This window comes from Streptomyces sp. NPDC040610 (assembly GCF_055594065.1).
On sequence record NZ_JBVIXA010000001.1, the window covers coordinates 1552076 to 1578446 of the forward strand.

Annotated in this window: 19 protein-coding genes; 13 read left to right on the forward strand and 6 right to left on the reverse strand. The window is 69.1% G+C overall.

Features of this window, described 5'->3' with window-relative positions:
• Positions 1-563: 563 nt before the first annotated feature.
• Together ACZ6AA_RS06840 and ACZ6AA_RS06845 are read right to left on the reverse strand one after the other, a co-directional pair.
• A complete protein-coding gene (locus ACZ6AA_RS06840) occupies positions 564-2813 on the reverse strand; it encodes a hypothetical protein (protein ID WP_471456559.1) in 2250 nt (749 codons plus the stop codon).
• 10 nt (positions 2814-2823) lie between these two features.
• Entirely contained in the window at positions 2824-3336 is a 513-nt protein-coding gene (locus ACZ6AA_RS06845; RefSeq protein ID WP_468482011.1) for a hypothetical protein, read from the reverse strand.
• 375 nt (positions 3337-3711) lie between these two features.
• Between ACZ6AA_RS06845 and ACZ6AA_RS06850 the strand changes: the two genes are divergently transcribed.
• The 4 genes from ACZ6AA_RS06850 to ACZ6AA_RS06865 all read left to right on the forward strand — a co-directional run bounded on the left by ACZ6AA_RS06850 (position 3712) and on the right by ACZ6AA_RS06865 (position 7824).
• Positions 3712-4185 carry a hypothetical protein gene (locus ACZ6AA_RS06850; RefSeq protein ID WP_468451786.1) on the forward strand — a complete coding sequence of 158 codons (474 nt, stop codon included), beginning with the start codon at positions 3712-3714 and terminating at the stop codon, positions 4183-4185.
• Positions 4186-5950: 1765 nt separating this feature from the next.
• A complete protein-coding gene (locus ACZ6AA_RS06855) occupies positions 5951-7054 on the forward strand; it encodes a S8 family serine peptidase (protein ID WP_471456561.1) in 1104 nt (367 codons plus the stop codon).
• Positions 7055-7156: 102 nt separating this feature from the next.
• Positions 7157-7459, forward strand: a complete 303-nt coding sequence (locus ACZ6AA_RS06860; RefSeq protein WP_468482014.1) for a WXG100 family type VII secretion target — start codon at positions 7157-7159, stop codon at positions 7457-7459.
• Between the two features lie 62 nt (positions 7460-7521).
• Positions 7522-7824, forward strand: coding sequence for a WXG100 family type VII secretion target (locus ACZ6AA_RS06865; protein WP_380846863.1), 303 nt, complete (start codon positions 7522-7524; stop codon positions 7822-7824).
• Between the two features lie 644 nt (positions 7825-8468).
• On the opposite strand, the gene ACZ6AA_RS06870 is transcribed toward ACZ6AA_RS06865, so the two are convergent.
• Positions 8469-8801, reverse strand: coding sequence for a DUF397 domain-containing protein (locus tag ACZ6AA_RS06870; protein ID WP_468451780.1), 333 nt, complete (start codon positions 8799-8801; stop codon positions 8469-8471).
• Positions 8802-8956: 155 nt separating this feature from the next.
• Entirely contained in the window at positions 8957-12925 is a 3969-nt protein-coding gene (eccCa, locus tag ACZ6AA_RS06875) for a type VII secretion protein EccCa (RefSeq protein WP_471456564.1), read from the reverse strand.
• Positions 12926-13506: 581 nt separating this feature from the next.
• On the opposite strand from eccCa, the gene eccD reads away from it, so the two are divergent.
• From eccD to ACZ6AA_RS06905, 6 genes are all read left to right on the forward strand, one after another.
• Positions 13507-15036, forward strand: a complete 1530-nt coding sequence (gene eccD / locus ACZ6AA_RS06880; RefSeq protein ID WP_471456566.1) for a type VII secretion integral membrane protein EccD — start codon at positions 13507-13509, stop codon at positions 15034-15036.
• Positions 15037-15430: 394 nt separating this feature from the next.
• On the forward strand, positions 15431-15718 hold the full coding sequence (gene rpsO, locus ACZ6AA_RS06885) for a 30S ribosomal protein S15 (RefSeq protein ID WP_030363216.1): 288 nt from the start codon (positions 15431-15433) through the stop codon (positions 15716-15718).
• Positions 15719-16120: 402 nt separating this feature from the next.
• Complete coding sequence (locus ACZ6AA_RS06890) at positions 16121-18355, forward strand: polyribonucleotide nucleotidyltransferase (protein ID WP_468451772.1); 2235 nt, start codon at positions 16121-16123, stop codon at positions 18353-18355.
• A gap of 15 nt (positions 18356-18370) precedes the next feature.
• A complete protein-coding gene (locus ACZ6AA_RS06895; protein ID WP_471456568.1) occupies positions 18371-19750 on the forward strand; it encodes a M16 family metallopeptidase in 1380 nt (459 codons plus the stop codon).
• 85 nt (positions 19751-19835) lie between these two features.
• The gene (gene dapB, locus ACZ6AA_RS06900; protein ID WP_289945090.1) at positions 19836-20588 is read left to right on the forward strand and encodes a 4-hydroxy-tetrahydrodipicolinate reductase; all 753 of its coding nucleotides are present in this window, start codon (positions 19836-19838) and stop codon (positions 20586-20588) included.
• A gap of 4 nt (positions 20589-20592) precedes the next feature.
• Positions 20593-21045, forward strand: a complete 453-nt coding sequence (locus tag ACZ6AA_RS06905; protein WP_468482017.1) for a hypothetical protein — start codon at positions 20593-20595, stop codon at positions 21043-21045.
• Between the two features lie 9 nt (positions 21046-21054).
• Here the strand turns inward: ACZ6AA_RS06905 and ACZ6AA_RS06910 are convergent, their stop codons facing one another.
• Positions 21055-21615 carry a PH domain-containing protein gene (locus tag ACZ6AA_RS06910; RefSeq protein WP_468451764.1) on the reverse strand — a complete coding sequence of 187 codons (561 nt, stop codon included), beginning with the start codon at positions 21613-21615 and terminating at the stop codon, positions 21055-21057.
• 173 nt (positions 21616-21788) lie between these two features.
• Complete coding sequence (locus ACZ6AA_RS06915) at positions 21789-22028, reverse strand: hypothetical protein (RefSeq protein WP_385724696.1); 240 nt, start codon at positions 22026-22028, stop codon at positions 21789-21791.
• Between the two features lie 210 nt (positions 22029-22238).
• Here ACZ6AA_RS06915 and thyX point away from each other — a divergent pair, with 210 nt between their 5' ends.
• The 3 genes from thyX (at position 22239) to ACZ6AA_RS06930 (ending at position 25951) form a co-directional block, all read left to right on the forward strand.
• A complete protein-coding gene (thyX, locus tag ACZ6AA_RS06920; protein ID WP_471456572.1) occupies positions 22239-22979 on the forward strand; it encodes an FAD-dependent thymidylate synthase in 741 nt (246 codons plus the stop codon).
• A gap of 257 nt (positions 22980-23236) precedes the next feature.
• Complete coding sequence (gene dapA / locus ACZ6AA_RS06925) at positions 23237-24136, forward strand: 4-hydroxy-tetrahydrodipicolinate synthase (protein ID WP_468482020.1); 900 nt, start codon at positions 23237-23239, stop codon at positions 24134-24136.
• 129 nt (positions 24137-24265) lie between these two features.
• Positions 24266-25951 carry a ribonuclease J gene (locus tag ACZ6AA_RS06930; RefSeq protein WP_030363224.1) on the forward strand — a complete coding sequence of 562 codons (1686 nt, stop codon included), beginning with the start codon at positions 24266-24268 and terminating at the stop codon, positions 25949-25951.
• The last annotated feature ends 420 nt before the right edge of the window (positions 25952-26371 follow it).

Below are 26371 nucleotides of genomic sequence, written 5' to 3' on the forward strand. Positions count from 1 at the left end.
TTGTGTAGGTCTTGATGAGTTTCCCCATGGAGCGGGAGTCCTCGCGGTCGCGAGTAAACGACTGAATTGTTGTGAACAAGCGCTGCTCGGGATGCGCTGGATCAGCACAGTTCTTGGTTCTGCCGGTTGCCCCTGCGCCTGCGTACAGGTATTGGTCGTTCTCTGTCACCTGGTCCGGACTCCTCCGGACAGATGATGGGGCTGCGAAACGCAGACCCTCTCTTTCCGGCAGCCACTCCTGGTCGGCGAATAGCGCTACTTTGCTCTTGTCTACGATTACGGTGCATCGCTCGGTCCCTCCGTCAGGAAATGTTCGATGCATGGATACCCGGTCTCCAGGCGGCAAGAACGGTGACAGCAGATCGGAGTTGACGGCCACACCGCACAAGGAGTTCGGTGCCGCATAGTTCCTTTCCTTGCGGTCGCCTTCTTTCGAACATCCTGCAAGCGCAGCTCCCAGGAGCATCACGACTCCCCCAATGGTGGCTCGCTGGAGTTGACGTGAAAGTGCAACCCGATTGCGATGGAGACTCAAGAGGGGGTCCTCCCTTTATTTGGTTGCCCTAAATTTCCGTCTTGAGGTCTGATGCCATTGCGTTCACGCTCGACTCTGAAAATGTGAATCCACGTCTTGCCGCGCCTCGGGCCCATTCCCCTACATCGGGGAGATCGGTCCTCCGATGTTCTTTGGCTGCCTTTTCTGCAGCAGTCTCGGTGTACTGGGTGTTTTCCTTCATTCCGGCATCCCAGGACTCGCCCATGATGAGCCCGGCTTCCCCTTTGGCTTTTCCTTCTGCGTTCCTGAACAGATCCTCTAGAACTGCGCTGGTCACCGTCTCGGCCACTCCTCCGACTACTGCCCCGCCCACCGGGCTGGCGATGTAGGAGGTTCCCACACCGATGCCAGTTCCGATACCTCCAGAGATTCCGTCCTTCCATCGGGCAACGGATTCCTCGTAGGCTTGGTCCTTTTCTGCGGCTTCTCCTGCGACCGCCTCCGCCCGCCCTTGGGCCAGGGTTCCCGCCACTTCGCCAGATCCATTGGCCACGTTCTCGACAACGAACTGCGGATCCTTGGCGTAGCGCTGATCCGCAGGAAGGGACGGGTCCAGGTGGTGGGCCATCAGTTGTCCCATGTACGACTTCTGCCCGACTTCCACCGCCGCGTAGCCCTCGGGGTGCTGACCCACGGTGAAGAGGAAACGAGTCACGTCGCGGTGCTGGAACTCCGCCGGCTCGCCGACGATCGGGAAGAGGCGGTTCGTATCCCCGTCCGAATCGTTGGTCATCGCTCGGTTCATGTCGTGCAGGTACTCAGAAGCCATCTGCCCGAAGCTGTCTGCCATGTATGGGTGCTCACTGAGTAGCGTGTTCTCCTTGGAGACCGCGGAGACGACGCTTTCCATGAGCTTGGCTTGTTCCGCGGTGTGCGGTGGCGTGTCGGCCGTGGGAAGCTCGCCCGCTGGATGTCCGGTCGTGGCCGCCTCGAGTGCCAGCGCCAGATTGTTCCGCCCGGTGCTGCTGGTCTGCCCGTCGGAGCCTTCCTCAACGGGCCAGTCCCGCTTTTCGAAGAGGTACTGAAAGTTCGAGACGTCTGCGTCCTGTCCGCTTCCCTTCGACATGAAAGTGTCGTTGAGGAATGGGGTTGCCGCGCCAGGACTGTTCGACAAGCCCTTCAGGAAACCCGTCATGGGATCCCAGCCCGTGTCACTTCCGGTGCGGTTGAGGTACGGCGAATTGGGCGTGCGCTGCCACGCGCCTCGCTCGCCGTTGTCGGTCAGCCGCTTCTCGGTCTCCATGAGCGCGGTGCCGTAGCTGTGCAGAAAGCTGTCGTCGTAATCGCCCCAGCGCATGAGGTTGCTCATGACCTGGAAGCCAAGGGGGCCGCTGTTGGTACGCACGGGCTGGCTGCCCTGGTCCACCATCTGGCGCGTCCAGTCCACCATCCCCGCGGAATCACTCTGCGTGGCCGACGCGAGGGTGAGGCTCAGATACTTCTGGAGCTCTCCGAACTTGCCCTGACGGCTGTCGTTCAGGTCGGGGTTGACCCCGGGTTCATTGATCCCGGCCCAGAACTCCAGCGTCCCCTTCGCACCGAGCTTCGTGGCGAAGCGTTCCGAGAAGAGCGGATCGTCTGCGTACTTCTTCAGCCCTGAGTGGAGCGCGTCGAACTCCCTGACCGTGAGGTCCTGAGGATCCTTCCTGGCGAGTTTCGACAGCTCGTCAGCCTTCTCGACCGCGGCGACCGCGCCGTCCCGGTCCTTGTAGCTCGCGTCGGTGAAGCCGTACGTGCTCTGGTCGGCGAGCGCCTTGAGGACCTTGCTCGCCGAGCTGTCGCTCTCCGTGGCGTCATCGAGGATCCGCTGGATCTCGTCGCGCAGCGCGGTGACGTCACCCTCGCTGTGGTCGGGAAGGTCGGTTCCCTTCCCGGCCCGGTCGGGGTGGATGTTCAACCGTACGGTGAACCCCCCGTCGCCGACGGGGGCGACCGTCAGGTTCTTCCTCATCCCGCGCTCGATGGCGTCGTTGAGCCGATGGTGATGGCGCTTCAGCTCGTCCCGGGTGTCCAGCAGAATCCGATGGATGGACTTGGCCTGCGTGTGGGCGTCCTTGAACTCTCCGGCGGTCTTGCCGATGAACTCTTTCGAGACGGTGGCGTTGACGCCTGCCCACTGAGCCCTGTTCGCCGCGGACCGAAGGCCTTTGTCGGCGTCGCTCTTCAGTCTCTCCAGGGTGCCCACCAGGGTCGACCAGTCGTCGACAGCGTCGTTCAGGGACGCGAAGTCGGCGAAGCGGAGCGCGTCGAGGTCCATCGGTTGTCCTTCAGTCGTCTTTCTGCTTCTTCGGCGGCAGGTACACCGGGTTCTTGTCTCCGGGCCTGCCGACCCGTTCGTCGAAGCCCGCGTCGAGTACGTCGATGCGGCTCAACTGCCGTCCGATGTGCTGCTCGTCGCCCTGGTGCAACTTCTTCGTCACGCGCATGTGGTTCGAGATGTGGGCGCAGGCGTCACGGAGCGAGTTGAGCTGCTCCTCCCAGCGCTCGGCGACGTGCTGGAGCCCGCCGCCGAGCGCGAACCCTTGCCGGGTCAGGTCTCCCGCGGCCTGCTGACTGCTGGGCACCGCCACCCGCCCCTTGCTGCTGAGCCGGTCGAAGAGGTCGAAGGCATGCTCGCCGATCTTCGCCAGATCGGCCTGGTGGACCCTCAAATCCCCGTACGACCCCGGCGCCGCGCCCGGGGGGCCACCCATACCCGGCTCAACTTGGTTGAGTTGCATCTGCGTTGACTGACGCTCCGCAGCCTGCGCCTTGAGCTGCTCCCACTCTTCCCACGCCATGGGCGGGTTCCTTCCCCCGGTGCGAACGGTGAGGACTGTACGGACAGTGGCTCACTGTGGACGGCAGCCTTCCGCGTCAACGTACCAACTCGCCGGAACAACCCCTGAGTTGTCCGGATCTCGACCCCCGCAAGAGTGAATTTGACCGCCACGGAGACCGCTCGCAGCGTGCCTTCGGGTGCGGGGCGCATGCGGGGATCCTCTGCTGGCTGATTTGCAACTGCTCTGACGCAAAGCCCAGTTGGATGTCACTCACCGTGTGGCTAAAGTGACGATGGTGGGGTGTGCAATCACCGGCCGTCGGCAATCTCATGACCGTCAAGGCCTGCTGCAACCGCACGCCGAGGGCAACGGGGATTCGGGGATGGGGGCATCGTGCTCGAGGACGGGTACAGGGGGGCACCACCACCGGGTGGCGCTGACATCAAGCGCGGCCTGGAGGCGTTGAAGAAATTCCGGCGGCGCATCGACACGCTGCTCACGGAGTTCGAGGGGTCGGACGGAGGTTCGTCCAAAGTCGGCCACCAGAAGGTCGCCCGCGCCTCCTTCAGCGGCCAGGCGGCCCCCTTCCCCGAGGCGGACGGCCTCTACGCACAGTACGACCGGGTGCACGAGCGGCTCACCTCGCTCTCGAAGATGCTCGGCCACCAGATCGAGGCCATGGGCATCGCCGTGCACGGCGCGGACGTCGGCTTCGACAACCTTGAGGACGACCTGCGGCAGCGCTTCTGGTCGATCCAGACGTCGGTCCAGCGCGAGCAGGAACCGACCGGGCGCGAGCGGGTAGGCAAGCCCGACGAGCAGGGCGGCCACGGCAGCGACAAGTCCGACTCGGGGTGGAAGCTGTGAGCTTCGAAAGCCACCGACTCAACGACATGATCGACCTCGTCGAGCACGCGAATCCGGCCGACCTGGAGAGCGCGGGCGAAGCCCTGAAGAAGGCACGCGACGCGATCGCCGTGGCGGCCCGCGAACTCGGCGACCACATCGACCGGGTCGACTGGGAGGGCGAGGCGGGCCAGGCCTTCCGCAAGTGGGGCAAGAAGCTCGTCAAGGAGACACACCAGCTCTCCGACTTCGCCGACACCGCAAGCGTCCAGATCGCCTCGGCCGGGGCGGGGCTGGCTTCCGTACGCAGCTCCATGCCGCCGCGGGACACGCGCGCCGACCCGAAGGCCGTGGAGGACATCCCCTCTCCGAAGAGGGTGGACGGCAACGCGGCCTACGAGGCCGCGGTCAAGTCGGAGAAGCACCGGCAGGAGGCGATCAACCAGATGAATCGGTTGGCGTCGTTCTATCGGGTGTCCCAGCACGAGATGGCGGGGCAGGAGGCGCCTACGTTTTCGGTTATGCCGGATGTGGGGGTGCCGCGGCCGAAGCAAGTGTATGGAATCGAACCTGGCGATAAGTGGAAGCAGATGGTGCCCCCTGGTGCGGCTGTCGGGGCTGATGCCTCGTCGACGCCTCAAGGTGTGGCTGATCCTGTGTCGCCGGATCCCTCGGGCTCGGGTCGGACCTCGCCGTCCGGCAACGACTACTCACGTGGTCCGATCGCGCTCCCGGACCGGCCAGCCGGTCCGGGGTCTGTCGGCACAGAGATTGACAGCGTCGACCCACTGCCCCCTCAGAAGATCATCAGTCCGGCGCCTGCCTCGCCGCCACCGGCACCTGCTCCAACGACCATCGACGGCGGACCTCCTCCACTGCCTGGCGGTGGCCCTGTGAGGCGACCGCGAGACGGCCCCGATCCCCGGGCGCCCCGTCGCGGAGGCGATGGGAAGTTGGCGTTGCCCGAGCAGGGGCGAACAGGCGTTGGACGGACCAAGGAGCCGTTTGGGCTGCCTGGGCGCGGCCCTTCCGGCCCAGGCCCGACAGGGCGTACGGGGCCGGTGCCTCCGGCCCGGGGCCCCAGTGGTCCGACGACGTCTGTGCCTTCGCCGATGGGGCGAGGCATCTCAGGCGGCACACCGCAGCCTCGTGGCCTGCCGGGTCCGCGCCCCGCTGTTCCGGGCATCACCGGCACACCACGGTCCGACGGTGTCTTGGGTGGTCGGCCTGCTCCCGCACCGGCAGCGGGAGGCCCGGCCGGTTCGAGGAAGCCCCCGGGAGCTGGCCACGGGCAGCGCGGTGTTGTGGGAGCTGCGCCCCAGGTCCCGGGAGGCAGGGGCCAGATGTCACGTCGTCCCGTCGGCAACCCTGACGGTGTGGTCGGTACACCTAAGGGGCGTACGCCTGCTGCTGGAGGTCGCGGGAACGGATTCACCGCGGGCGGCACGGGGCTGGTACGCGGAGCTGCGACCAGCCGCCGACGCGAACCTGGAGAGAACGAGGCCGCCCAGCGGCCCGACTACGTGGTCGAGGAAGACGAGACACATCTGCCTGGTGCAGGGCGGCACGTGCCGCCAGTTATCGGTCAGTGACGAGTAAGGGCGTGCAGGGCGTGGAGTCAGCAATGGGTCGACACGGGGGCGGGACCGGGCTGTTCGCGGGACGTGCGAGGCGCTGGACCGTCTCGACGGGCTCGGCGGTCAGCGCGCTCGCTCTGCTGTCTGTGGGGTTGGCGCCGAGTGCGGTCGCAGACGATGCGCAGTCGAAGCAGTGGTACTTGGATGCGATGGGTGCCGAGGAGCTGTGGGACGTCAGCACCGGCGAGGGTGTCAAAGTCGCAGTTGTCGACACCGGCGTGGCAGAGACGCCTTCTCTCAAGGGCCGTGTGCTCGCCGGCAAGGACGTGACAGGCCTGAAGGGCGGAGCCCTGGACGACTATCGCGGCCACGGAACCACGATGGCGGAGCTGATTGTCGGGTCTGGGCGGGGAGGGGGCATCAGGGGACTGGCGCCGGGTGCCAAAGTCATCTCCTTTCGGCTCACCCTGACGGGTGCCCAGGGCAAGGACAAGGGCGCGAAAAGCAGCGAACGTGACGGTGAGGCGATTCGGGCCGCTGCGGACAGCGATGCGCGGATCATCAATATGTCCTTCGGCTCTGAGTTCATGCACCCGGCTGAGGAAGAAGCGGTGAAGTACGCAGCATCAAAAGGGAAGCTGATGTTCGCCAGCGTCGGAAACGATGCGCAGAAGAAGAACTTCATCGGCTATCCGGCGGCGTACCCCAACGTCACAGGCATCTCTTCCGCAGACAAGTCGGGCAAGGTGGCCAAGTACTCGGAGTTCGGCGAGTACGTGGATCTGGCGGCTCCAGGTCGGAATCTTCCTCAATGGTGTGACGCCACGTTCCGTTCGTACTGCGAGGGCGAGGGCGGCACCAGCGCATCCACCGCCATCGCCTCCGCCTCCGCCGCCCTCATCTGGTCCAAGCACCCCACCTGGACCGCGAACCAGGTCCTCCGCGTCCTCATCGACACCGCGGGCCGCAGCTGGCCGAAGGACAAGCCCAGTGACTATCTCGGCTACGGCCTGGTGCGCCCCGCGCCGAACCTCCTGAAGAACAGGGGAAATCCCGGCCCGCCGGACATCGACCCCCTCACCAACAAGAAGACCCCAGGCGTGCAGGCATCACCCTCCGCACCTCAGGAGGAGTCCTCGAAGTCCGCGTCGCGGCCCACGAAGGACGCTGTCGCCGACAAGCCCGCAGAGCCAGCAGCAGACTCGAAGTCCGACGACAACGACCAGCTGTGGATGGTCGGCGGTGGGGTCGCCGCCGCAGCGGTCATCGGTGGTGGGGCCTTCGCCGCGGTGCGAAAGCGGCGCAACGCCTGAGTGCTTCAGACACCAGCAGCTCAGTCTCAATGATCGCCCGACAGCTCACGTAAGGAGATCCCGTTCATGGCCGATGGCCGGAAGCTAAATGACCAGGAAGTCGTGCTCCTCGAGAAGGAGATCGTCGACAAGTACGACTCGGTGCAGAGGCAGCTCAGGCGCCTGCAGGGGACGCTCGACACGATGGAGGGCAACTGGCGCGGTATCGGCGCGCACGCCTTCGACGCGAAGCAGACCGAGATCAACCAGCACATGCAGGCGATCGGCCGCATCCTGGTCGACTTCCTGGAAGGCATCAACGCCAACCGCAAGGACAAGGACAGGCTCGAGGACGAGGTCCGCTCGACCATGAACAGCATTGATGTGCAGTACGGCGGACAGCAGTCGGCGATCAGCAGCTACTGAGCTGAGCCGTTTCCCGGGCCGGCGCCGCCGCCCGAACCGGACCATCAGGAGATGAGGCACACATGGCCAGCGTCAACAGGGATGAACTCGCAGTCAAGTATGGCGGCCTTGACGCCATCACCACCGAACTCGGCATTCAGGCGAAGCAGTTGGAGTCCGACCTCGGCGACATCAAGCGGGCCGTGGCCAGGGTCGCCGAAGGGTGGGAGGGCGAGGCCCACACCGCGTACACCCTGAAGCAGAAGGAGTGGGACAAGCACGCGTCGGCGATCCATCAGGCGCTCATGCAGATCGGCCAGAAGGTCAGCCAGGCCGGCGGCGACTACCGGGGCGGCGACCTGAAGGGCGCCAGCTACTTCCAGTGAGTCGCCGCCGCTGAACAGCGCGGAACGCGGGGTGGGCATGCGCGGGAGATGCCCACCCCGTTCTAAGGGGACGTTGAGCCGCGAGCGGAGGTGACGTACCGGTTCTCGTCGAGGATGCCGTCGGCGGCATGCGAGCCTCGTAGAGGGTGATCCCTGATGAGGCGCTGTACGCCATCGACGTGTGCGTCGCTCAGCCGTCCAGGAGATCTGCGATGTACTCCTGAAGTGTGCTCGGCAGTTCGCTGCGGTCAATCTCACGCAAATGGATAGTGTCTTCCCTTCGCACATGGCCGCTGGACATGGGTGCGGCCCCGGCCGTGAGCCCGGTGCGGCGGCCCGAAGCGTTGTACGACCACGTGCTCGTCGCCCCCGAAGGGGGCGCGCGGCCGGCGCGGCGCCCCAGCGAGTCGTACGCGGACGTCAACTCACGGCCGTCCACCGTCTCCGACCGCAGCCTGCCGAAGCTCGTACGCGTCCTTGACTGCGCGGTCCGGGCGCGTGGCCGTGGAGGCCAGACCGGCCAGCCGTCACCGTCGCCCGGACCTCTGGGACGGGCGGGGTATGCCATCCCCACCCGCGTCCGCCCTCATGAGCGGAACCTCACCTGCCCCTCACCTGCCCGCAAGCCCCACCCCAGCCACGCACTACTCCGCCCCCACCCCACCATTGTGCGGCGCGGGCTCCAAGTCGAACTCCCCGTCCCGCGCCCCCAGGACGAACGCCTGCCACTCCGCCTCGGTGTAGCGGAGGACGGTCTCGGGGTCGAGGGAGGAGCGCATGGCCACGGCGCCCTCGGGGAGGTAGGCGATCTCGACGCGCTCCTCGTGGGTCTCGGTGCCCGGTGCGCTGTGCCATTCGACGCCGGAGATGTCGAGGGCGTAGAGCTCGTTCTTCTCCCGCTCCTTGCGCGCCTTGATCTCTTCCTCGGACTCCTGGCCCCGCGCCCGGCCCGCTGCCTGCTCCTGTGCCTCGGCCATGTGAAGCGACCCCTTCCCGACTTCCGGACTTCCCGGCGTACGGACGTACGCGTGAACTGTGCGCTCAGACTACTTGTCACCGCGTGTGTGCCGGGGGCGCACAGCAAGCAACAACCCGGCAGGCCCCGCCCGTTCGGCCCGGCCGACCCGGCCCCTCACCGGTCCCCCTCCACCAATCCCGTCTGCACCAACGGCTTCCCCCGCTTCCGCGAGACGAAGATCCCCCGGCCCGCGGGCATCGGCCGCGGCCGCAGCCCGCCCAGCAGGTCGCCCTCGGACGGGTCGCCGGCGAGCAGGACGCCCTGGGCGCCGAGTTCCTTCATGCGCTGGAGGAACGGCTCGTACGAGGCGCGCCCGGCGCCCGCCGTGGAGCGGGCGAGGATGAAGCGGACGCCCACGTCGCGGGCGAAGGGGAGGAGGTCGGTGAGGGGAGCGAGGGGGTTGCCGCTGGACGTGGACACCAGGTCGTAGTCGTCGACGACGACGTACACCGTCGGGCCCTGCCACCAGCTGCGGTCGCGGAGCTGCTGGGCGGTGACGTCGTCCGCGGGGGCGCGCCGCCGCATGAGGTCGACGAGGGCGTCGACGTGGTGGTCCATGGCGTTGGACATGGGGATGTACTCGGCCAGGTGGGAGGCCGGGGTGACGTCGAGGAGGGAGCGGCGGTTGTCGACGACGAAGAGCTTGCAGGCGTCGCCGCTGTAGCGCTCGGTGAGGCGCCGGACGAGCAGCCGCAGCAGGTTGGACTTGCCCGACTCGCTCTCGCCGAGGACGAGGAAGAAGGGGTCCTGCTCGAAGTCCACGAAGACGGGTTCGAGGTTGTCCTCGTCGAGGGCGAAGGACACTCCCCGGTCCGGGAAGAGGTGGCCGGGCGGAAGCTGCGCGGCGGGCAGCTCGCGCGGCAGCAGCCGTACGGCGGGCGCGGCCGGATCCGTCCAGTGCCGGGAGACCTCGGTGGCGAGCGCGGCCGTGGCCTCGGCCAGGTCGGTGTCGGACGAGAGGCCGTCGACGCGCGGCACGGCCGCCATGAAGTGCTGCTTCTGCGGGGTCTGGCCGCGGCCGGGCACACCGGCCGGAACGTTGGCGGCGACCTTGCGGTCCAGCTCGGAGTCCATGGTGTCGCCGAGGCGCAGTTCGAGGCGGTTCATGAGGTGGTCCTTGAGGTTCGCCCGGACCTCCATCGACCGTGACGCGGTCAGGATCAGGTGGATGCCGTAGCCGAGGCCGCGCGCGGCGATGTCGAGGACGGCGGGCTCCAGGCCCTCGTAGTCCGTACGGAAGTTGCCCCAGCCGTCGATGACGAGGAAGACGTCACCCCACGGCTGGTCCGTGACGGAGATGTCGCCGCGCGCCCGGCGTGCCCGGAAGTCGGCGATCGAGGCGATGCCGGCCGACCTGAAGTACTCCTCGCGGCGCGTCATGACGGAGAAGGCCTCGGCGAGCGTGCGCCGCACCCGCTCCGGGTCGAGACGCGAAGCGACCCCGCCCACGTGCGGAAGCCCGGCGATCGCCGACAGGCCGCCACCGCCGAAGTCGAGGCAGTAGAACTGCACTTCACGCGGGGTGTGGGTGAGCGCGAACGACGCGATCAGCGAGCGCAGCAGCGTCGACTTGCCCGACTGCGGCCCGCCCAGGACCTGCATATGGCCCGCCGCGCCCGAGAAGTCGCACCACAGCGGGTCGCGGCGCTGCTCGTACGGCTTGTCGACCAGGCCGAGCGGTACGACGAGGCGGCCCGCCCTCTCGTACCCGGGCTGTGTGAGCCCCCGTCCGGGCACGGCGGTGAGCCCCGGAAGCAGCGAGTCCAGCGACGGCGGGCTGTCCAGGGGCGGCAGCCACACCTGGTGCGCGGCCGGGCCCTGCGCCTCCAGACGGCGCACGATGACGTCGAGGACGGTGTCGGCGAGGGCGTCGTCCGTGTCGGGGGTCGGCGGCGGTCCCGGCCGGGACGTGGCCGCGTACCGCACCGGCACCTCGGCGGCCGTGAACAGCACGGGCCGCCGGTCCACCGGCAGGGGCCCGCCGAGGGCCGCGGCCTGCGCCGACCCCGTGCGGTACACCCCGGAGACGTACGCGGCCTTGAAGCGCACCATCTCGTCCGTGCCGAACTTCAGATAGCCCGAACCGGGCACGTTCGGCAGCTGGTAGGCGTCGGGCACACCGAGGGCCGCCCGGGACTCGGCGGCGGAGAACGTGCGCAGGCCCACGCGGTACGAGAGGTAGGTCTCCAGGCCGCGCAGGCGCCCCTCCTCCAGGCGCTGCGAGGCGAGCAGCAGATGCACGCCGAGGGACCGGCCGATGCGGCCGATCTGCACGAACATGTCGATGAAGTCGGGCTTCGCGGTGAGCAGTTCGCTGAACTCGTCGATGACGAGGACCAGCGACGGGATGGGCTGGAGCGCGGCTCCGGCGGCGCGGGCCTTCTCGTAGTCGTGGATGTTCGCGTAGTTGCCCGCGTCGCGCAGGAGTTCCTGGCGGCGGTTGAGCTCGCCGCGGATGGAGTCGCCCATGCGATCGACCAGCGTCAGATCGTCCGCGAGGTTGGTGATCACGGCGGCGACGTGCGGCAGCTGCGCCATGCCCGCGAAGGTCGCGCCGCCCTTGAAGTCGGCGAGCACGAAGTTCAGGCTCTCGGACGAGTGGGTGACGGCGAGGCCGAGGACCAGGGTGCGCAGCAGCTCCGACTTGCCGGAACCGGTGGCTCCCACGCACAGGCCGTGCGGCCCCATGCCCTCCTGCGCCGCCTCCTTGAGGTCCAGCATCACGGGCCTGCCGTCCTCGCCGACGCCGATCGGGACGCGCAGCCGCTCCGCCTGCGCGCGCGGGCGCCAGGTCCGGCTCGTGTCCACCGAGTCGGCGTCGCCGAGCCCGAGCAGCTCCGTGAAGTCCAGGTTGGCGAGCAGCGGCTGGCCGTCGTCACCGCCCGACGCCATCCGCAGCGGCGCGAGCTGCCGGGCGAGCGCCTCGGCGGCCTCGTACGACAGGAGGTCGGGCGTGCCGTCATAGACCAGGCCGTGCCCCGACTCCAGGCGCAGCGACTTCGGCTGTACGACGACGGAGAGGCCGCCGCGCCCGCCGCCGAGCTCGCCCGGCACGACCTCCACGATGGTGACGCCCTGCAGTCCCTCGGCGGACGCGAGGACGGACGTCGGGTCCAGGGACAGGCCGTCGAGTACGACGACGATGTGCGGCTCCTCCGGCAGCGGGGTCCCGCCGGGGTGGAAGCGGGGGCGGCCCTGGAGCCGGGCGGACAGCATCGCCTCCAGCTCCACCGGGTCGCCGGTGATCAGGCGGCGGCTGCCCGCCCCGTCCGCGGCGCCCGGCGCCTGGCAGTGCGGGAGCCACTTGGTCCACTCCCAGTACGGCGCCTGCTCCCGGCCCGCCGCGACGGCGACGAGCACGTCGTCGGGGGAGTGCAGGGAGGCCAGTGAGGCGGTCAGGGCGCGGGCGGTGCCGCGTACCGCGTCCGGCTCGCCGCTCACCGTCACGTGGTAGAAGGCGCGCAGGGACACCGCCATCGGCAGCGACTCCACGGTGCCGTGCGTGGCGAGGAAGCGCTGCATCGCGCCCGCGGTCAGCGGCTCCAGCTCGTCCACCGGCGCGGTCTCGGGGGCGACGAGCGGCGCGGCCAGGGCCTGCGAGCCGAGGCCGACGCGCACCTGCCCGAAGTCCGCGTCGCCCGTGCGCCGCTCCCAGACCCGGCTGCCCTCGGCGACCAGGGCCCACAGCTGCTCGGGGGAGGGGTGGAGGTAGTACTGGGCGTCGCGCTGCGCCTTCGCGGTGTTCAGGGCGGAGCGGCGGGTCTGCTTCAGGTACCGGAGGTAGTCGCGCCGCATGTCCGCGAGCTGGCCCTGGGTGCCGCGGCGGTGCCTGATCACCATCGCGATGGTCATCGCCAGCGTCGCGGTGACCATCACCATGCCCATGATCTTCATAAACGGATGCGAATTCGGCATGAAGAAGAACACCACGGAGCCACCCATGCCCAGCATCGGCAGGAGCTGCATCATCGCGCCCTCCTGCTGGCCGCGCGGCAGCTCCGGCGGGGGTTGCAGGACGATCTCCGCGGTGGGCACCTCGGACGGAAGAACCCGAGGCGGGCGCCTCACGATGATGTGGCTCACTACGCACCAATCCCCTTGCCAGGCCTGGGTGTTCCGGCCGTCGTCCCCGTCTCGGGCGGACGAGGACCAGCGGCCGATCCTACTGACATCGGCCGTCGCGAGGGGCGGTAAGGTGCCGGTCGTGTGTGTGAACACACGCGAATCAAGCCGAAGCGCGGTCCGGTCAACAGCCCGAAGAACCAGGGCATTTCGTGCCACAGGGCGTTACGGGGGAGACGCGCGGGCTCAAGAACCAGCCATGCGAGCCGATTTGCACCGTGCCGACGCGCGGGATGCGGCACAGTCGGCGAGGGTGGCGCGGGTGTGCGCGGCTCGGGGAGGTCGTCGCCGCGCGCGGTTTCGGCGGGGCTCTCCCGGCGGAGGTAGGACCGGTGTTGACGCGGCGTCAGCGTCAGCACGGGAGTACGCGGCACCAGTACGTGACCAGCACACCAGCGTTGACGCGACGTCAGCGCCAGTACGGGGCTACGCGGCGCCAGTACGGGACCAGCAACACCGCACAGGACCAGCAACACCAGCACCGAGCGGGCACACGCACCACCAGCACCGAGCAGTCACCAGTACGAAGGGGGAAACAGCAGGTGAGCACCACGGCCTCCGCGACGGCCACCACCACCGGTCGACCCGGCCACGTGGCCACGACCGGGACCGGCGCCGGACTCGGCTTCTGCCGCGTCACCATCGTCGCGCCCGACAGCCGGATCGACGTGGCGCTGCCCGACGACATCCCGGTCGCCGACATCTACCCGGAGGTCCTGCGGCTGTCCCGGCAGAGCCCGGCCGAAGGTGCCCCCGTGGGCTACCACCTCGTCCGCAGGGACGGCGCCGTCCTCGACAGCGCCCGCTCCTTCGCCGCCCAGCGCATCCTCGACGGCGAGCTGCTGACCCTGCGCCCCTTCTCGGCGTCACTGCCGCCCGCCGTCTACGACGACGTGTCCGACGCCGTCGCCTCGGCCGTGACCAGCGACCGCACGCTGTGGAACGGCGACCTCACCCGCGCCGCGGGCCTGATCGGCGGCGCCGTCCTGCCGCTCCTGCTGGCCTTCGTGACCTGGACCGCCGAGCCCCGCCACGACATGCACAGCTTCCCCGGCGTCCTCGCCGCCGTCGCGGGCCTGCTGCTGCTCACCTTCGCCTGCGTACGGGCCCGGGTGTACGACGACCGGGCCGCCGCCGTCGCACTCGGCCTCGGCGCGCTGCCGAACCTGGCGGTGGCGGGCTCCGGGCTGCTGCCCCTCACCGACGGTGACGGCATCGGCAGGCTCCAGTTCCTGCTGGCCTGCGCGGCCGTGCTCGTCGCCTCCGTGGTCCTGACGCTGGTGTCGCCGCGCGGGGACGGCCCGTTCGTGGCGTTCGTCTGCGCGTCCGCGATCGGCCTGCTCACGGTGTTCGCGGCGACCGTCTGGCGCATGGAGGCGGTCGAGACCGCCGCGCTGTGCGCCCCGCTGGCCGTGGGGGCCCTCGCGTTCCTGCCGGGCCTCGCCATGCGGTTCGCCCGCCTCCCCATCGGCTTCGCGTCGCCGCACGCCGCACGCCCCACCTACGGCGCCGACCTCGACCCCGACTCCGACCGCGCCCCCCAGGACCCCGTCGACGCCGACCGCATCGCCGCCCAGGCCCGCCGCGGCCACGAACTGCTCATCGGCCTCGTCGGCGGCTGCGCCCTGGTCTCCGTGGGCGCGGCGGCCGTCCTCGGGTTCGCCGACGACGGCTGGGGGCAGCTCCTCGCCCTCGCCACCGGCGTCGCCATGCTGATGCGCGCCCAGCTCTTCCGCTACACGGCCCAGGTCGCCGCCACCCTGGCCGCGGGCCTCGCGTGTCTGGTCCTGCTCGGCGTCGGCCTGTGCCTCAACCCCTCCGACAGCCTGATGCGCGACGCCCTGAGCGGCGACACCGCGGCGCTCGACCTGCGCACCATCTGGCTGGTCGCCGCCATCGCGGCCGCCGCCGTCCTCTGCACCGCCGTCGGCCTGATCACCTCCCGCAGCGGCGTGACCCCCTTCTGGGGCCGCTTCGTGGAGATCGCCGAGGTCCTCGTCCTCCTGACCCTCGTACCCCTGACACTCGCGGTCTTCGACGTGTACGCCTCCGCACGCGCGATGACCAGCTGAGACCGGAAGGCCAGCTGAGACCGGATGACCAGCTGACACCGGATGACCAGCCGACACCGACGCTGATGCCGGATGACCGCCTGAAACCGGCACCGACACCGGCGACCGGCTGACGACGACCACCCGCCGACGGCGCCCGCGAGGCGTCACCGCGGCCCCCGGCGAACCCGCCACCCCCACCCTGGTACTCTGTGTAACGCCCGCATGTCTGCGCACGCCCCAGGCCCCCGGCCAGAGGCCCGCGCCCAGCGGACCCGCCTCCCAAGGCGACCCACCCTCCAGGGTGGACCCCCCGCCTCCCGAGGCGGACCCAGCCTTCAGAGTTCCGAAAGCTCCCCTGAGACGAAGACCAGGGGCACTCGAAGGCGAAACGAAGACATCACAAGGAGTACGCGTGTCGCTCGACGCCGCTACGAAGAAGCAGATCATGACCGAGTTCGGCCAGAAGGAGGGCGACACCGGCTCCCCCGAGGTCCAGGTCGCACTGCTCTCGCGTCGCATCTCGGACCTGACCGAGCACCTCAAGACGCACAAGCACGACCACCACTCCCGTCGTGGTCTGCTGATCCTCGTCGGCCAGCGCCGCCGTCTGCTGCAGTACCTGGCCAAGAAGGACATCCAGCGCTTCCGTGCCCTGGTTGACCGGCTCGGCATCCGCCGCGGTGCGGCGGGCGCCAAGTAAGACGCCGTGAAGGGAGCGGTTCCCACTCGAAGCACTCGAAGGGGGCCGCTCCCTTTGCTGTACGTGCGCGATGTCACCGCCCGTTTGTAGTCTGGTGACGTCCGGCACAGTACGGACGCCGGGCACGAGCCCGGACAGGACGCGACCGCCAGGAGCGTCCGGCAGGACAAATCCATAGGAGAGCGCACCCAGCCGCCGCCGGTCCTCGGTAGTGGCCCCCGGGATACGAAGAGAACGAACCCCGGGTGCTTCGATCGAAGACCGGCCCGCACCCACGGCGCGCTCCTCCGCCCCACCGCACGGCCACACGGGCCCGCGGTGGACCTCCCCGGCCATACGGGCGGGGGAAACTCCCCGGCCACACGGGCCCGGGAGCGAAGACGAAAAGTAGGAGAACCGCTAGTGGAGAACGAGACCCACTACGCCGAGGCCGTCATCGACAACGGCTCCTTCGGCACCCGCACCATCCGCTTCGAGACGGGCCGCCTCGCCAAGCAGGCCGCCGGCTCCGCCGTGGCGTACCTGGACGACGACACCATGGTGCTGTCGGCCACCACCGCTTCCAAGAAGCCCAAGGACCAGCTCGACTTCTTCCCCCTCACGGTGGACGTCGAGGAGCGGCAGTACGCCGCCGGCAAGATCCCCGGCTCCTTCTTCCGTCGTGAGGGTCGCCCCTCCGAGGACGCGGTCCTGACCTGCCGCCTGATCGACCGCCCGCTGCGTCCTTCCTTCAAGAAGGGCCTGCGCAACGAGATCCAGATCGTCGAGACGATCATGGCGCTCAACCCCGACCACCTGTACGACGTGGTCGCGATCAACGCCGCCTCCTGCTCCACGCAGCTGGCCGGCCTGCCCTTCTCGGGCCCGATCGGCGGCACCCGCGTGGCGCTCATCAAGGGCCAGTGGGTCGCCTTCCCGACGCACACCGAGCTCGAGGACGCCGTCTTCGACATGGTCGTCGCCGGTCGCGTCCTCGAGGACGGCGACGTCGCGATCATGATGGTCGAGGCCGAGGCCACCGAGAAGACCATCCAGCTGGTGAAGGACGGCGCCGAGGCCCCGACCGAAGAGGTCGTCGCCGCCGGTCTGGAAGCCGCGAAGCCCTTCATCAAGGTCCTCTGCAAGGCCCAGGCGGACCTCGCCGCCAAGGCCGCCAAGCCCACCGGCGACTTCCCGGTCTTCCTGGACTACCAGGACGACGTGCTCGAGGCCCTGACCGCCGCGGTCAAGTCCGAGCTCGCCCAGGCGCTCACCATCGCCGGCAAGCAGGAGCGCGAGGCCGAGCTGGACCGCGTCAAGGAGATCGCCGCCGAGAAGCTGCTCCCGCAGTTCGAGGGCCGCGAGAAGGAGATCTCCGGTGCCTACCGCGCGCTGACCAAGAAGCTGGTCCGCGAGCGCATCATCAAGGACAAGGTCCGCATCGACGGCCGCGGCGTCACGGACATCCGTACGCTCGCCGCCGAGGTCGAGGCCATCCCGCGCGTGCACGGCTCGGCGCTGTTCGAGCGTGGCGAGACCCAGATCCTGGGCGTCACCACCCTCAACATGCTCCGCATGGAGCAGCAGCTGGACACCCTCTCCCCGGTGACCCGCAAGCGCTACATGCACAACTACAACTTCCCGCCGTACTCCGTCGGTGAGACCGGCCGCGTCGGCTCCCCGAAGCGCCGCGAGATCGGCCACGGCGCACTCGCCGAGCGCGCCATCGTGCCGGTCCTGCCGACGCGCGAGGAGTTCCCCTACGCGATCCGTCAGGTGTCCGAGGCCCTCGGCTCCAACGGCTCGACGTCCATGGGCTCGGTCTGCGCCTCCACCATGTCGCTGCTGAACGCCGGTGTGCCCCTGAAGGCCGCCGTCGCCGGCATCGCCATGGGTCTGATCTCCCAGGAGATCGACGGCGACACGCACTACGTGGCCCTCACCGACATCCTCGGTGCGGAAGACGCCTTCGGCGACATGGACTTCAAGGTCGCCGGCACCAAGGAGTTCGTGACCGCCCTCCAGCTCGACACCAAGCTGGACGGCATCCCGGCCTCCGTCCTGGCCGCCGCCCTGAAGCAGGCCCGCGACGCCCGCCTGCACATCCTCGACGTGATGATGGAAGCGATCGACGTTCCGGACGAGATGTCCCCGAACGCCCCGCGGATCATCACCGTCAAGATCCCGGTGGACAAGATCGGTGAGGTCATCGGCCCGAAGGGCAAGATGATCAACCAGATCCAGGAGGACACCGGCGCCGACATCACGATCGAGGACGACGGCACCATCTACATCGGTGCCGCCGACGGCCCGGCCGCCGAGGCCGCCCGCGCCACGATCAACGGCATCGCCAACCCGACCATGCCGGAGGTCGGCGAGCGCTACCTGGGCACCGTCGTGAAGACGACGACCTTCGGCGCGTTCGTCTCGCTGCTCCCGGGCAAGGACGGTCTGCTGCACATCTCGCAGATCCGCAAGCTCGCCGGCGGCAAGCGCGTGGAGAACGTCGAGGACGTCCTCGGTGTGGGCCAGAAGGTCCAGGTCGAGATCGCCGAGATCGACTCCCGCGGCAAGCTCTCCCTCATCCCCGTCATCGAGGGCGAAGAGGGCGACGAGGCCAGCGCCGACAGCGGCTCCGCCGCGGGCTCCGACAAGTAAGGACGACACCCACAAGTGACGTCGCGTAGCACCACGACGACGGCCCGCACCTCCTCGGAGGCGCGGGCCGTCGCCCGTACCCAAACCTTGATCAAGGGCGAGAACGGCATCGGCACGGTCCGCAAGACCACCCTCCCCGGCGGCCTGCGCATCGTCACCGAGACCCTGCCGTCCGTCCGCTCGGCCACCTTCGGCATCTGGGCCCACGTGGGCTCACGGGACGAGACCCCGTCCCTGAACGGCGCCACGCACTACCTGGAGCACCTGCTCTTCAAGGGCACCAGGAAGCGCAGCGCCCTGGACATCTCCTCGGCGATCGACGCGGTCGGCGGCGAGATGAACGCGTTCACGGCCAAGGAGTACACGTGCTACTACGCACGCGTGCTCGACACGGACCTGCCGCTGGCCATCGACGTCGTCTGCGACATGCTGACCGGCTCGCTCATCGAGCAGGAGGACGTCGACGCCGAGCGCGGCGTCATCCTCGAAGAGATCGCCATGACCGAGGACGACCCGGGCGACTGCGTGCACGACCTGTTCGCGCACACGATGCTCGGCGACACCCCCCTCGGCCGCCCGGTCCTCGGCACCGTCGACACCATCAACGCCCTCACGGCCGACCGCATCCGCCGCTTCTACAAGAAGCACTACGACCCGACGCACCTGGTCGTCGCGGCCGCGGGCAACGTCGACCACCAGAAGGTCGTCCGCCAGGTCCGCGCCGCCTTCGAGAAGGCCGACGCGCTGCACCGCACGGACGCCACCCCCCTCGCCCCGCGGTCCGGCGCCCGCCGCCTGACCACCGCGGGCCGCGTCGAGCTCGTCGACCGCAGGACGGAGCAGGCCCACGTCATCCTCGGCATGCCGGGCCTGGCCCGCACCGACGAGCGCCGCTGGGCCCTCGGCGTCCTGAACACGACGCTCGGCGGCGGCATGTCCTCACGCCTGTTCCAGGAGGTCCGCGAGAAGCGCGGCCTGGCCTACAGCGTGTACTCGTACACCTCGGGCTTCGCCGACACCGGCCTCTTCGGTGTGTACGCGGGCTGCCGTCCGAACCAGGTGCACGACGTCCTGAAGATCTGCCGCGACGAGCTGGACCAGGTCGCGCAGCACGGCCTCACGGACGACGAGATCGCCCGTGCCATCGGCCAGCTCGCGGGCTCCACCGTCCTCGGCCTCGAGGACACCGGCGCGCTGATGAACCGTATCGGCAAGAGCGAGCTGTGCTGGGGCGAGCAGATGTCGGTCGACGACATGCTCGCGAAGATCACCGCGGTCACGCCCGACGAGGTGCGCGAGGTGGCCCGGGACGTCCTGGGCCGGCGCCCCTCGCTGTCGGCGATAGGCCCGCTCCGCGGCAAGCAGGCGGAGCGCCTGCACGAAGCGGTCGCGTAGGTTCGTGCGTGCGGGGCCGCGCGGCGCGCGCGGCCCCGGTACGTACGTCCCGTACGTCTCGTCACTCCCGTAAGGAATGAAGGACATGAGCAAGCTGCGCGTGGCGGTCATCGGCGCCAAGGGCCGGATCGGCTCCGAGGCCGTGCGGGCCGTCGAGGCCGCCGAGGACATGGATCTCGTCGCCGCCCTCGGGCGCGGCGACCGCCTGGACACCCTGGTCGAGACCGGCGCCCAGGTCGCGGTGGAACTGACCACCCCGGCCTCGGTGATGGGCAACCTCGACTTCTGCGTACGGCACGGCATCCACGCCGTCGTCGGTACGACGGGCTGGACCGACGAGCGCCTCGCGCAGCTGCGGACGTCCCTGGCCGCGTCCCCGGAGACGGGCGTCCTCATCGCCCCGAACTTCTCCATCGGCGCGGTCCTGACCATGAAGTTCGCGCAGATCGCTGCCCCCTACTTCGAGTCGGTCGAGGTCGTCGAGCTGCACCACCCGAACAAGGTCGACGCCCCCAGCGGCACCGCGACCCGCACCGCCCAGCTCATCGCCGCCGCCCGCGAGCAGGCGGGCAGCGCCCCGCAGCCGGACGCGACGGCGACGGCGCTCGACGGGGCCCGGGGTGCGAACGTCGACGGTGTGCCCGTGCACGCCGTGCGCCTGCGCGGCCTCCTCGCCCACCAGGAGGTGCTGCTCGGCGCCGAGGGCGAGACCCTGACGGTCCGCCACGACTCGCTGCACCACAGCAGCTTCATGCCGGGCATCCTGCTCGGCGCCCGCCGGGTCGTGGCCACACCGGGCCTGACCTTCGGCCTTGAACACTTCCTGGACCTGAACTGACGTCATGCGCGCAAAGATCACCTACGCCGTCACGGCCGCCGTCCTGGTCGTCTACTTCGTCCTGGTCGGCAGCCGCGGTGTGCTCCTGATAAAGCACGGCACCGTCCTCACCGTCACCTTCGGTGTCGCGGTGCTGATCCTGCCGGTCATCGGCGTCTGGTTCCTGTGGCAGAACACGCGGTTCGTGCAGCGCGCGAACCGGCTCGCGGCCGAGCTGGAGGCCGAGGGCGGGCTGCCCGTGGACGAGTTGAAGCGCACGCCCGGCGGCCGCATCGACCGGGACTCCGCCGACGAGGTCTTCGCCAAGCGCAAGGCCGAGACGGAGGACACCCCCGACGACTGGCGCTGCTGGTTCCGCCTCGCCGTGGCCTACCACGACGCCCGCGACACACCTCGCGCACGCAAGGCCATGCAGCGGGCGATCGCCCTGCGCGAGGGCAGGCCGGTCGGCGCCTAGGCCGTGCGCTCAGGCCGTGCGGCGGTACTCGTCGGCCCAGACCTCGACCGTGTCGGCGGCCCGGTCGAAGGCCGCGCGCCGCGCCAGGAAGTCCGCGTTCCGGTCGGTCAGGAGCAGCCGCCGCTCACCGGCCGCCCGGTCATGTCGTACGAGCACGAGGGCCTGCCCCTGCACCGTGCGCGGCAGCCCCAGCCACCGCACCGGCTGCTGCGCCGTGCGCACCTCCGCGACCTGGGCCCACGGCACCGTCTGGGTGCCCAGGAAGCCCACGCGGCGCAGCCCCTGCGCGCTCACCCAGGTGCCCATGCGCAGGAGCCGCAGGGCGGCGGCGATGATGAGGACGGACAGGCCCACGCAGATCGCGGCGCCCGAAAGGGCCCCGGCGGCGGCGATGATCACGGCGGCCACGAGGACGAACGAGGCGAGCAGGAGCAGCACGGCGGCGGCGCCCACGCGCCAGGGGCCCGGGCGGTACGGCCGGCGCCAGCGGTCGCGGTCGTCGAAGGGGAGCGCGGCGTCGTGCGCGGCCTCGTCGAAAGCGCGGTCCGCGGTCAGGAAAGGCAGGGGCACGGCTGATCCTCACTCAATCCACGCATGGGCTGTGCCCGGTGAGGTTATCGAGCCGTGCTCCCTGCTACCACCCTTGGGGGGCCAAGGGGGTACCTCCCGCGCCACTCGGACGGCGGGGTGCGGGAATTCTCCCGCTGCCGCTGGTCAGCGCTGGTCAGCGGCGGGCGGTGCGGTCAGCGCCCGTCCGAGGCCTCGGACTGCTGGGTCTTGGCGGGCGACTGGTCGGCCGACATCGCGGGCATGCCGAAGAGCACGGAACCCACCAGACCGGCGACCACGGTGAGACCGATGAGCGTGCGGCCCACGATCTGACCGGCCGTGGCGCGCTCACGGGGTGGGGGAGTGACGTTGCTGCGGAACTTGTCGGCTTCGGCGATGAAGGCGAAGGGTACGGGCTCTCGCCGACGGAACATGGGGCGCGCGTCTCCTCACGGGACTCGAACTGAACTCTGTCAACAAGACAGACGCTCGAAACGCCCAAAAGGTGCCCTGTATCGGCAAATTCGCCGAAGATTGTCGGGACGGGGCAGCTGACAGCCGTTTGTCAGTGCCGGGCCCTACAGTGGGCGCCGCCCGCAGACGCACCCGGGCCGCACCACAACGCACCTGGAAGGACCCCGCCGGTGAGCGAGACCCCCGCCGAAGACCTCAAGCCCACGTTCCGCAGCGATGTCACGGTCGAGCTGGTCAAGCACGCCGCGACCGACCAGGACGTGCTGTGGGCCGCGCGGGTCTCGACCGCGGGCGAGCAGTCCCTGGACGAGCTGGGCAAGGACCCGGAGCGCTCCAAGGGCCTGATCAACTATCTGATGCGGGACCGCCACGGCAGCCCCTTCGAGCACAACTCGATGACGTTCTTCATCAGCGCCCCGATCTTCGTGTTCCGCGAGTTCATGCGCCACCGCGTCGGCTGGTCGTACAACGAGGAGTCGGGCAGGTACCGCGAGCTCCAGCCCGTCTTCTACGTCCCCGACGAGTCCCGCAACCTCGTCCAGGAGGGCCGCCCTGGCAAGTACGTCTTCGTCGAGGGCACCCGGGCCCAGCAGGAGCTGACGGGCCGCGTCCTCGAGGACTCCTACCGGCGGGCGTACGAGGCGTATCAGGAGATGCTGGCCGCGGGCGTGGCCCGGGAGGTGGCCCGCGCGGTCCTGCCGGTGGGCCTGTTCTCGTCGATGTACGCGACCTGCAACGCCCGCTCCCTGATGCACTTCCTCGGCCTGCGCACCCAGCACGAGCTGGCCAAGGTCCCGTCCTTCCCGCAGCGGGAGATCGAGATGGTCGGCGAGAGGATGGAGCGGGAGTGGGCCGCGCTCATGCCGCTCACGCACGCGGCGTTCAACGCCAACGGCCGCGTCGCTCCCTGACCGGGGCGCGCGACCGCGTACGGCGCCTCGTGACGCGCGTCACGAGGCGCGGACACATGGCGTCTTGAGGCACGTATGTGCGGATGGGCCGAGCGAAGTGTCCGTATTGCGGCATTTCTAGAAGTTCATCTAGCCTGATCAAACGGACCCGGCACTGCTTGAACCCCCGAGCAGGCAGTGCCGGGCTCCTCCCGTGTCAGGCCCTGTGCGTCACCCGAGGGGCGACCCCGTGCTGAGCAGCGAGTAGCGTGTTACCCATGGCTCCGACCTCCACTCCGCAGACCCCCTTCGGGAGGGTCCTCACCGCCATGGTCACGCCCTTCACGGCGGACGGCGCACTCGACCTCGACGGCGCGCGCCAGCTCGCCGCCCACCTGGTGGACGCAGGCAACGACGGCCTGATCGTCAACGGCACCACGGGCGAGTCCCCGACCACCACCGACGCGGAGAAAGCAGAGCTGGTACGAGCGGTGGTGGACGCCGTCGGAGACCGCGCCCACGTCGTCGCCGGAGTCGGCACGAACGACACCCGGCACAGCATCGAACTGGCCCGCGCGGCCGAGAGCGCCGGCGCACACGGCCTGCTCACCGTCACGCCGTACTACAACAAGCCCCCGCAGGAGGGCCTCTTCCGGCACTTCACGGCGATCGCTGACGCCACCGAGCTGCCGGTGATGCTGTACGACATCCCGGGCCGCAGCGGCGTACCGATCAACACCGAAACGATCGTGCGCCTCGCCGAGCACCCGCGTATCGTCGCCAACAAGGACGCCAAGGGCGACCTCGGCCGCGCCAGCTGGGCCATCGCCCGCTCCGGCCTCGCCTGGTACTCCGGCGACGACATGCTCAACCTGCCGCTGCTCTCGGTCGGCGCCTGCGGCTTCGTCTCCGTCGTCGGCCATGTCGTCACCCCCGAGCTGCGCGCGATGATCGACGCGTACACCAACGGCGACGTCCAGAAGGCGACCGAGATCCACCAGAAGCTGCTCCCGGTCTTCACGGGCATGTTCCGTACGCAGGGTGTGATCACCACCAAGGCGGCGCTCGCCCTGCAGGGCCGCCCCGGCGGACCTCTGCGCCTGCCGCTGGTCGAGCTCTCACCCGAGGAGACGGCCCAGCTCAAGATCGATCTTGCCGCCGGTGGGGTACAGCTTTAACCACAGACTTCACAACTGAATAGGCAACACCGCAGGCCACATGCCTGCACCCACACAACTGCTACTGCACGAACGTCATGCGCGCCACGTGCCCCGGAGGTACGTGGCGTGTGTGGTGAGGAGAGTCTTTTGAGTCATCCGCATCCTGAACTCGGCGCCCCGCCGAAGCTCCCGAAGGGCGGCCTGCGGGTCACCCCGCTGGGCGGCCTCGGCGAGATCGGCCGCAACATGACCGTCTTCGAGTACGACGGGCGTCTCCTGATCGTCGACTGCGGAGTGCTCTTCCCCGAGGAGGAGCAGCCCGGAATCGACCTCATCCTGCCGGACTTCACGTCCATCCGGGACCGCCTCGACGACATCGAGGGCATCGTCCTCACGCACGGCCACGAGGACCACATCGGCGGTGTCCCCTATCTCCTGCGCGAGAAGCCGGACATCCCCCTGATCGGCTCCAAGCTGACCCTCGCCCTGATCGAGGCCAAGCTCCAGGAGCACCGCATCCGGCCCTACACGCTCGAGGTCGCCGAGGGCCACCGCGAGCGCGTCGGTCCCTTCGACTGCGAGTTCGTCGCGGTCAACCACTCCATCCCGGACGCGCTCGCGGTCGCCATCCGCACGCCCGCGGGCATGGTGGTGCACACCGGCGACTTCAAGATGGACCAGCTCCCCCTGGACCGTCGCCTCACCGACCTGCACGCCTTCGCGCGTCTGAGCGAGGAGGGCATCGACCTTCTTCTCTCCGACTCGACGAACGCCGAGGTCCCGGGCTTCGTCCCGCCGGAGCGCGACATCTCCAACGTGCTCCGTCAGGTCTTCGCGGGCGCCCGCAAGCGGATCATCGTGGCCAGCTTCGCCAGCCATGTGCACCGCATCCAGCAGATCCTCGACGCGGCCCACGAGTACGGCCGCCGGGTCGCCTTCGTCGGCCGCTCCATGGTCCGCAACATGGGCATCGCCCGTGACCTCGGATATCTGAAGGTCCCGCCGGGCCTGGTCGTCGACGTCAAGACCCTCGACGACCTGCCGGACCACGAGGTCGTCCTGGTCTGCACGGGTTCCCAGGGCGAGCCGATGGCCGCGCTCTCCCGCATGGCCAACCGGGACCACCAGATCCGCATCGTCTCCGGCGACACGGTGATCCTGGCGTCGTCGCTCATCCCGGGCAACGAGAACGCGGTCTACCGCGTCATCAACGGCCTGACCCGCTGGGGCGCCAACGTCGTCCACAAGGGCAACGCCAAGGTGCACGTCTCGGGCCACGCCTCGGCCGGCGAGCTGCTGTATTTCTACAACATCTGCAAGCCGAAGAACCTGATGCCGGTCCACGGTGAATGGCGCCACCTGCGGGCCAACGCCGAGCTCGGCGCCCTCACCGGCGTCCCGCACGACCGCATCGTCATCGCCGAGGACGGCGTCGTGGTCGACCTCGTCGCGGGCAAGGCCAAGATCGTCGGCAAGGTCCAGGCGGGGTACGTGTACGTCGACGGGCTCTCCGTCGGCGATGTGGGCGAGCCCGCCCTCAAGGACCGCAAGATCCTCGGGGACGAGGGCATCATCTCGGTCTTCGTGGTGGTGGACTCCTCCACCGGGAAGATCACCGGCGGCCCGCACGTCCAGGCCCGGGGCTCCGGCATCGAGGACTCGGCGTTCAACGCCGTCATCCCGAAGGTCCAGGAAGTCCTGGAGAAGTCGGCCCAGGACGGTGTCGTCGAACCCCACCAGCTGCAGCAGCTCATCCGCCGCACGCTGGGGAAGTGGGTGTCGGACAACTACCGTCGCCGCCCGATGATCCTTCCGGTCGTCGTCGAGGTCTGACGGTCACTCGACCGGTCCGACCAGCGGTCCCCTGGAGCGGGGCGCCTCGATTTGCATCGGGGCGCCCCGCTCCAGTACGTTTACGGCTCCGCCAGAGGGGGAAGCGCCGCGCACGGTTGTGCCGGAGGCCGACTCGGACGGGGCGGAAATTCCGACTCAGAATCTCTGATAAAGTCGGAGCCGCCGGAAAGGGAAACGCGAAAGCGAATACCTGGAAGGCGCCGAGGAAATCGGATCGGAACGGGAAGCCGGAAAGATCTGATAGAGTCGGAAACGCAAGAACAAAAGAAACACCGAAGGGAAGCGCCCGGAGGAAAGCCCGAGAGGGTGAGTACGAAGGAAGCGTCCGTTCCTTGAGAACTCAACAGCGTGCCAAAAGTCAACGCCAGATATGTTGATACCCCGTCTACCAGACACTGT

Bases quoted from the DNA above. Each gene is read 5' to 3' on its own strand.
- ACZ6AA_RS06840 (WP_471456559.1), bottom strand. From the start codon at position 2,813: ATGGACCTCGACGCGCTCCGCTTCGCCGACTTCGCGTCCCTGAACGAC.
- ACZ6AA_RS06845 (WP_468482011.1), bottom strand. From the start codon at position 3,336: ATGGCGTGGGAAGAGTGGGAGCAGCTCAAGGCGCAGGCTGCGGAGCGT.
- ACZ6AA_RS06855 (WP_471456561.1), top strand. From the start codon at position 5,951: ATGGGTGCCGAGGAGCTGTGGGACGTCAGCACCGGCGAGGGTGTCAAA.
- ACZ6AA_RS06865 (WP_380846863.1), top strand. From the start codon at position 7,522: ATGGCCAGCGTCAACAGGGATGAACTCGCAGTCAAGTATGGCGGCCTT.
- ACZ6AA_RS06870 (WP_468451780.1), bottom strand. From the start codon at position 8,801: ATGGCCGAGGCACAGGAGCAGGCAGCGGGCCGGGCGCGGGGCCAGGAG.
- dapB (WP_289945090.1), top strand. From the start codon at position 19,836: ATGAGCAAGCTGCGCGTGGCGGTCATCGGCGCCAAGGGCCGGATCGGC.
- ACZ6AA_RS06905 (WP_468482017.1), top strand. From the start codon at position 20,593: ATGCGCGCAAAGATCACCTACGCCGTCACGGCCGCCGTCCTGGTCGTC.
- ACZ6AA_RS06915 (WP_385724696.1), bottom strand. From the start codon at position 22,028: ATGTTCCGTCGGCGAGAGCCCGTACCCTTCGCCTTCATCGCCGAAGCC.
- dapA (WP_468482020.1), top strand. From the start codon at position 23,237: ATGGCTCCGACCTCCACTCCGCAGACCCCCTTCGGGAGGGTCCTCACC.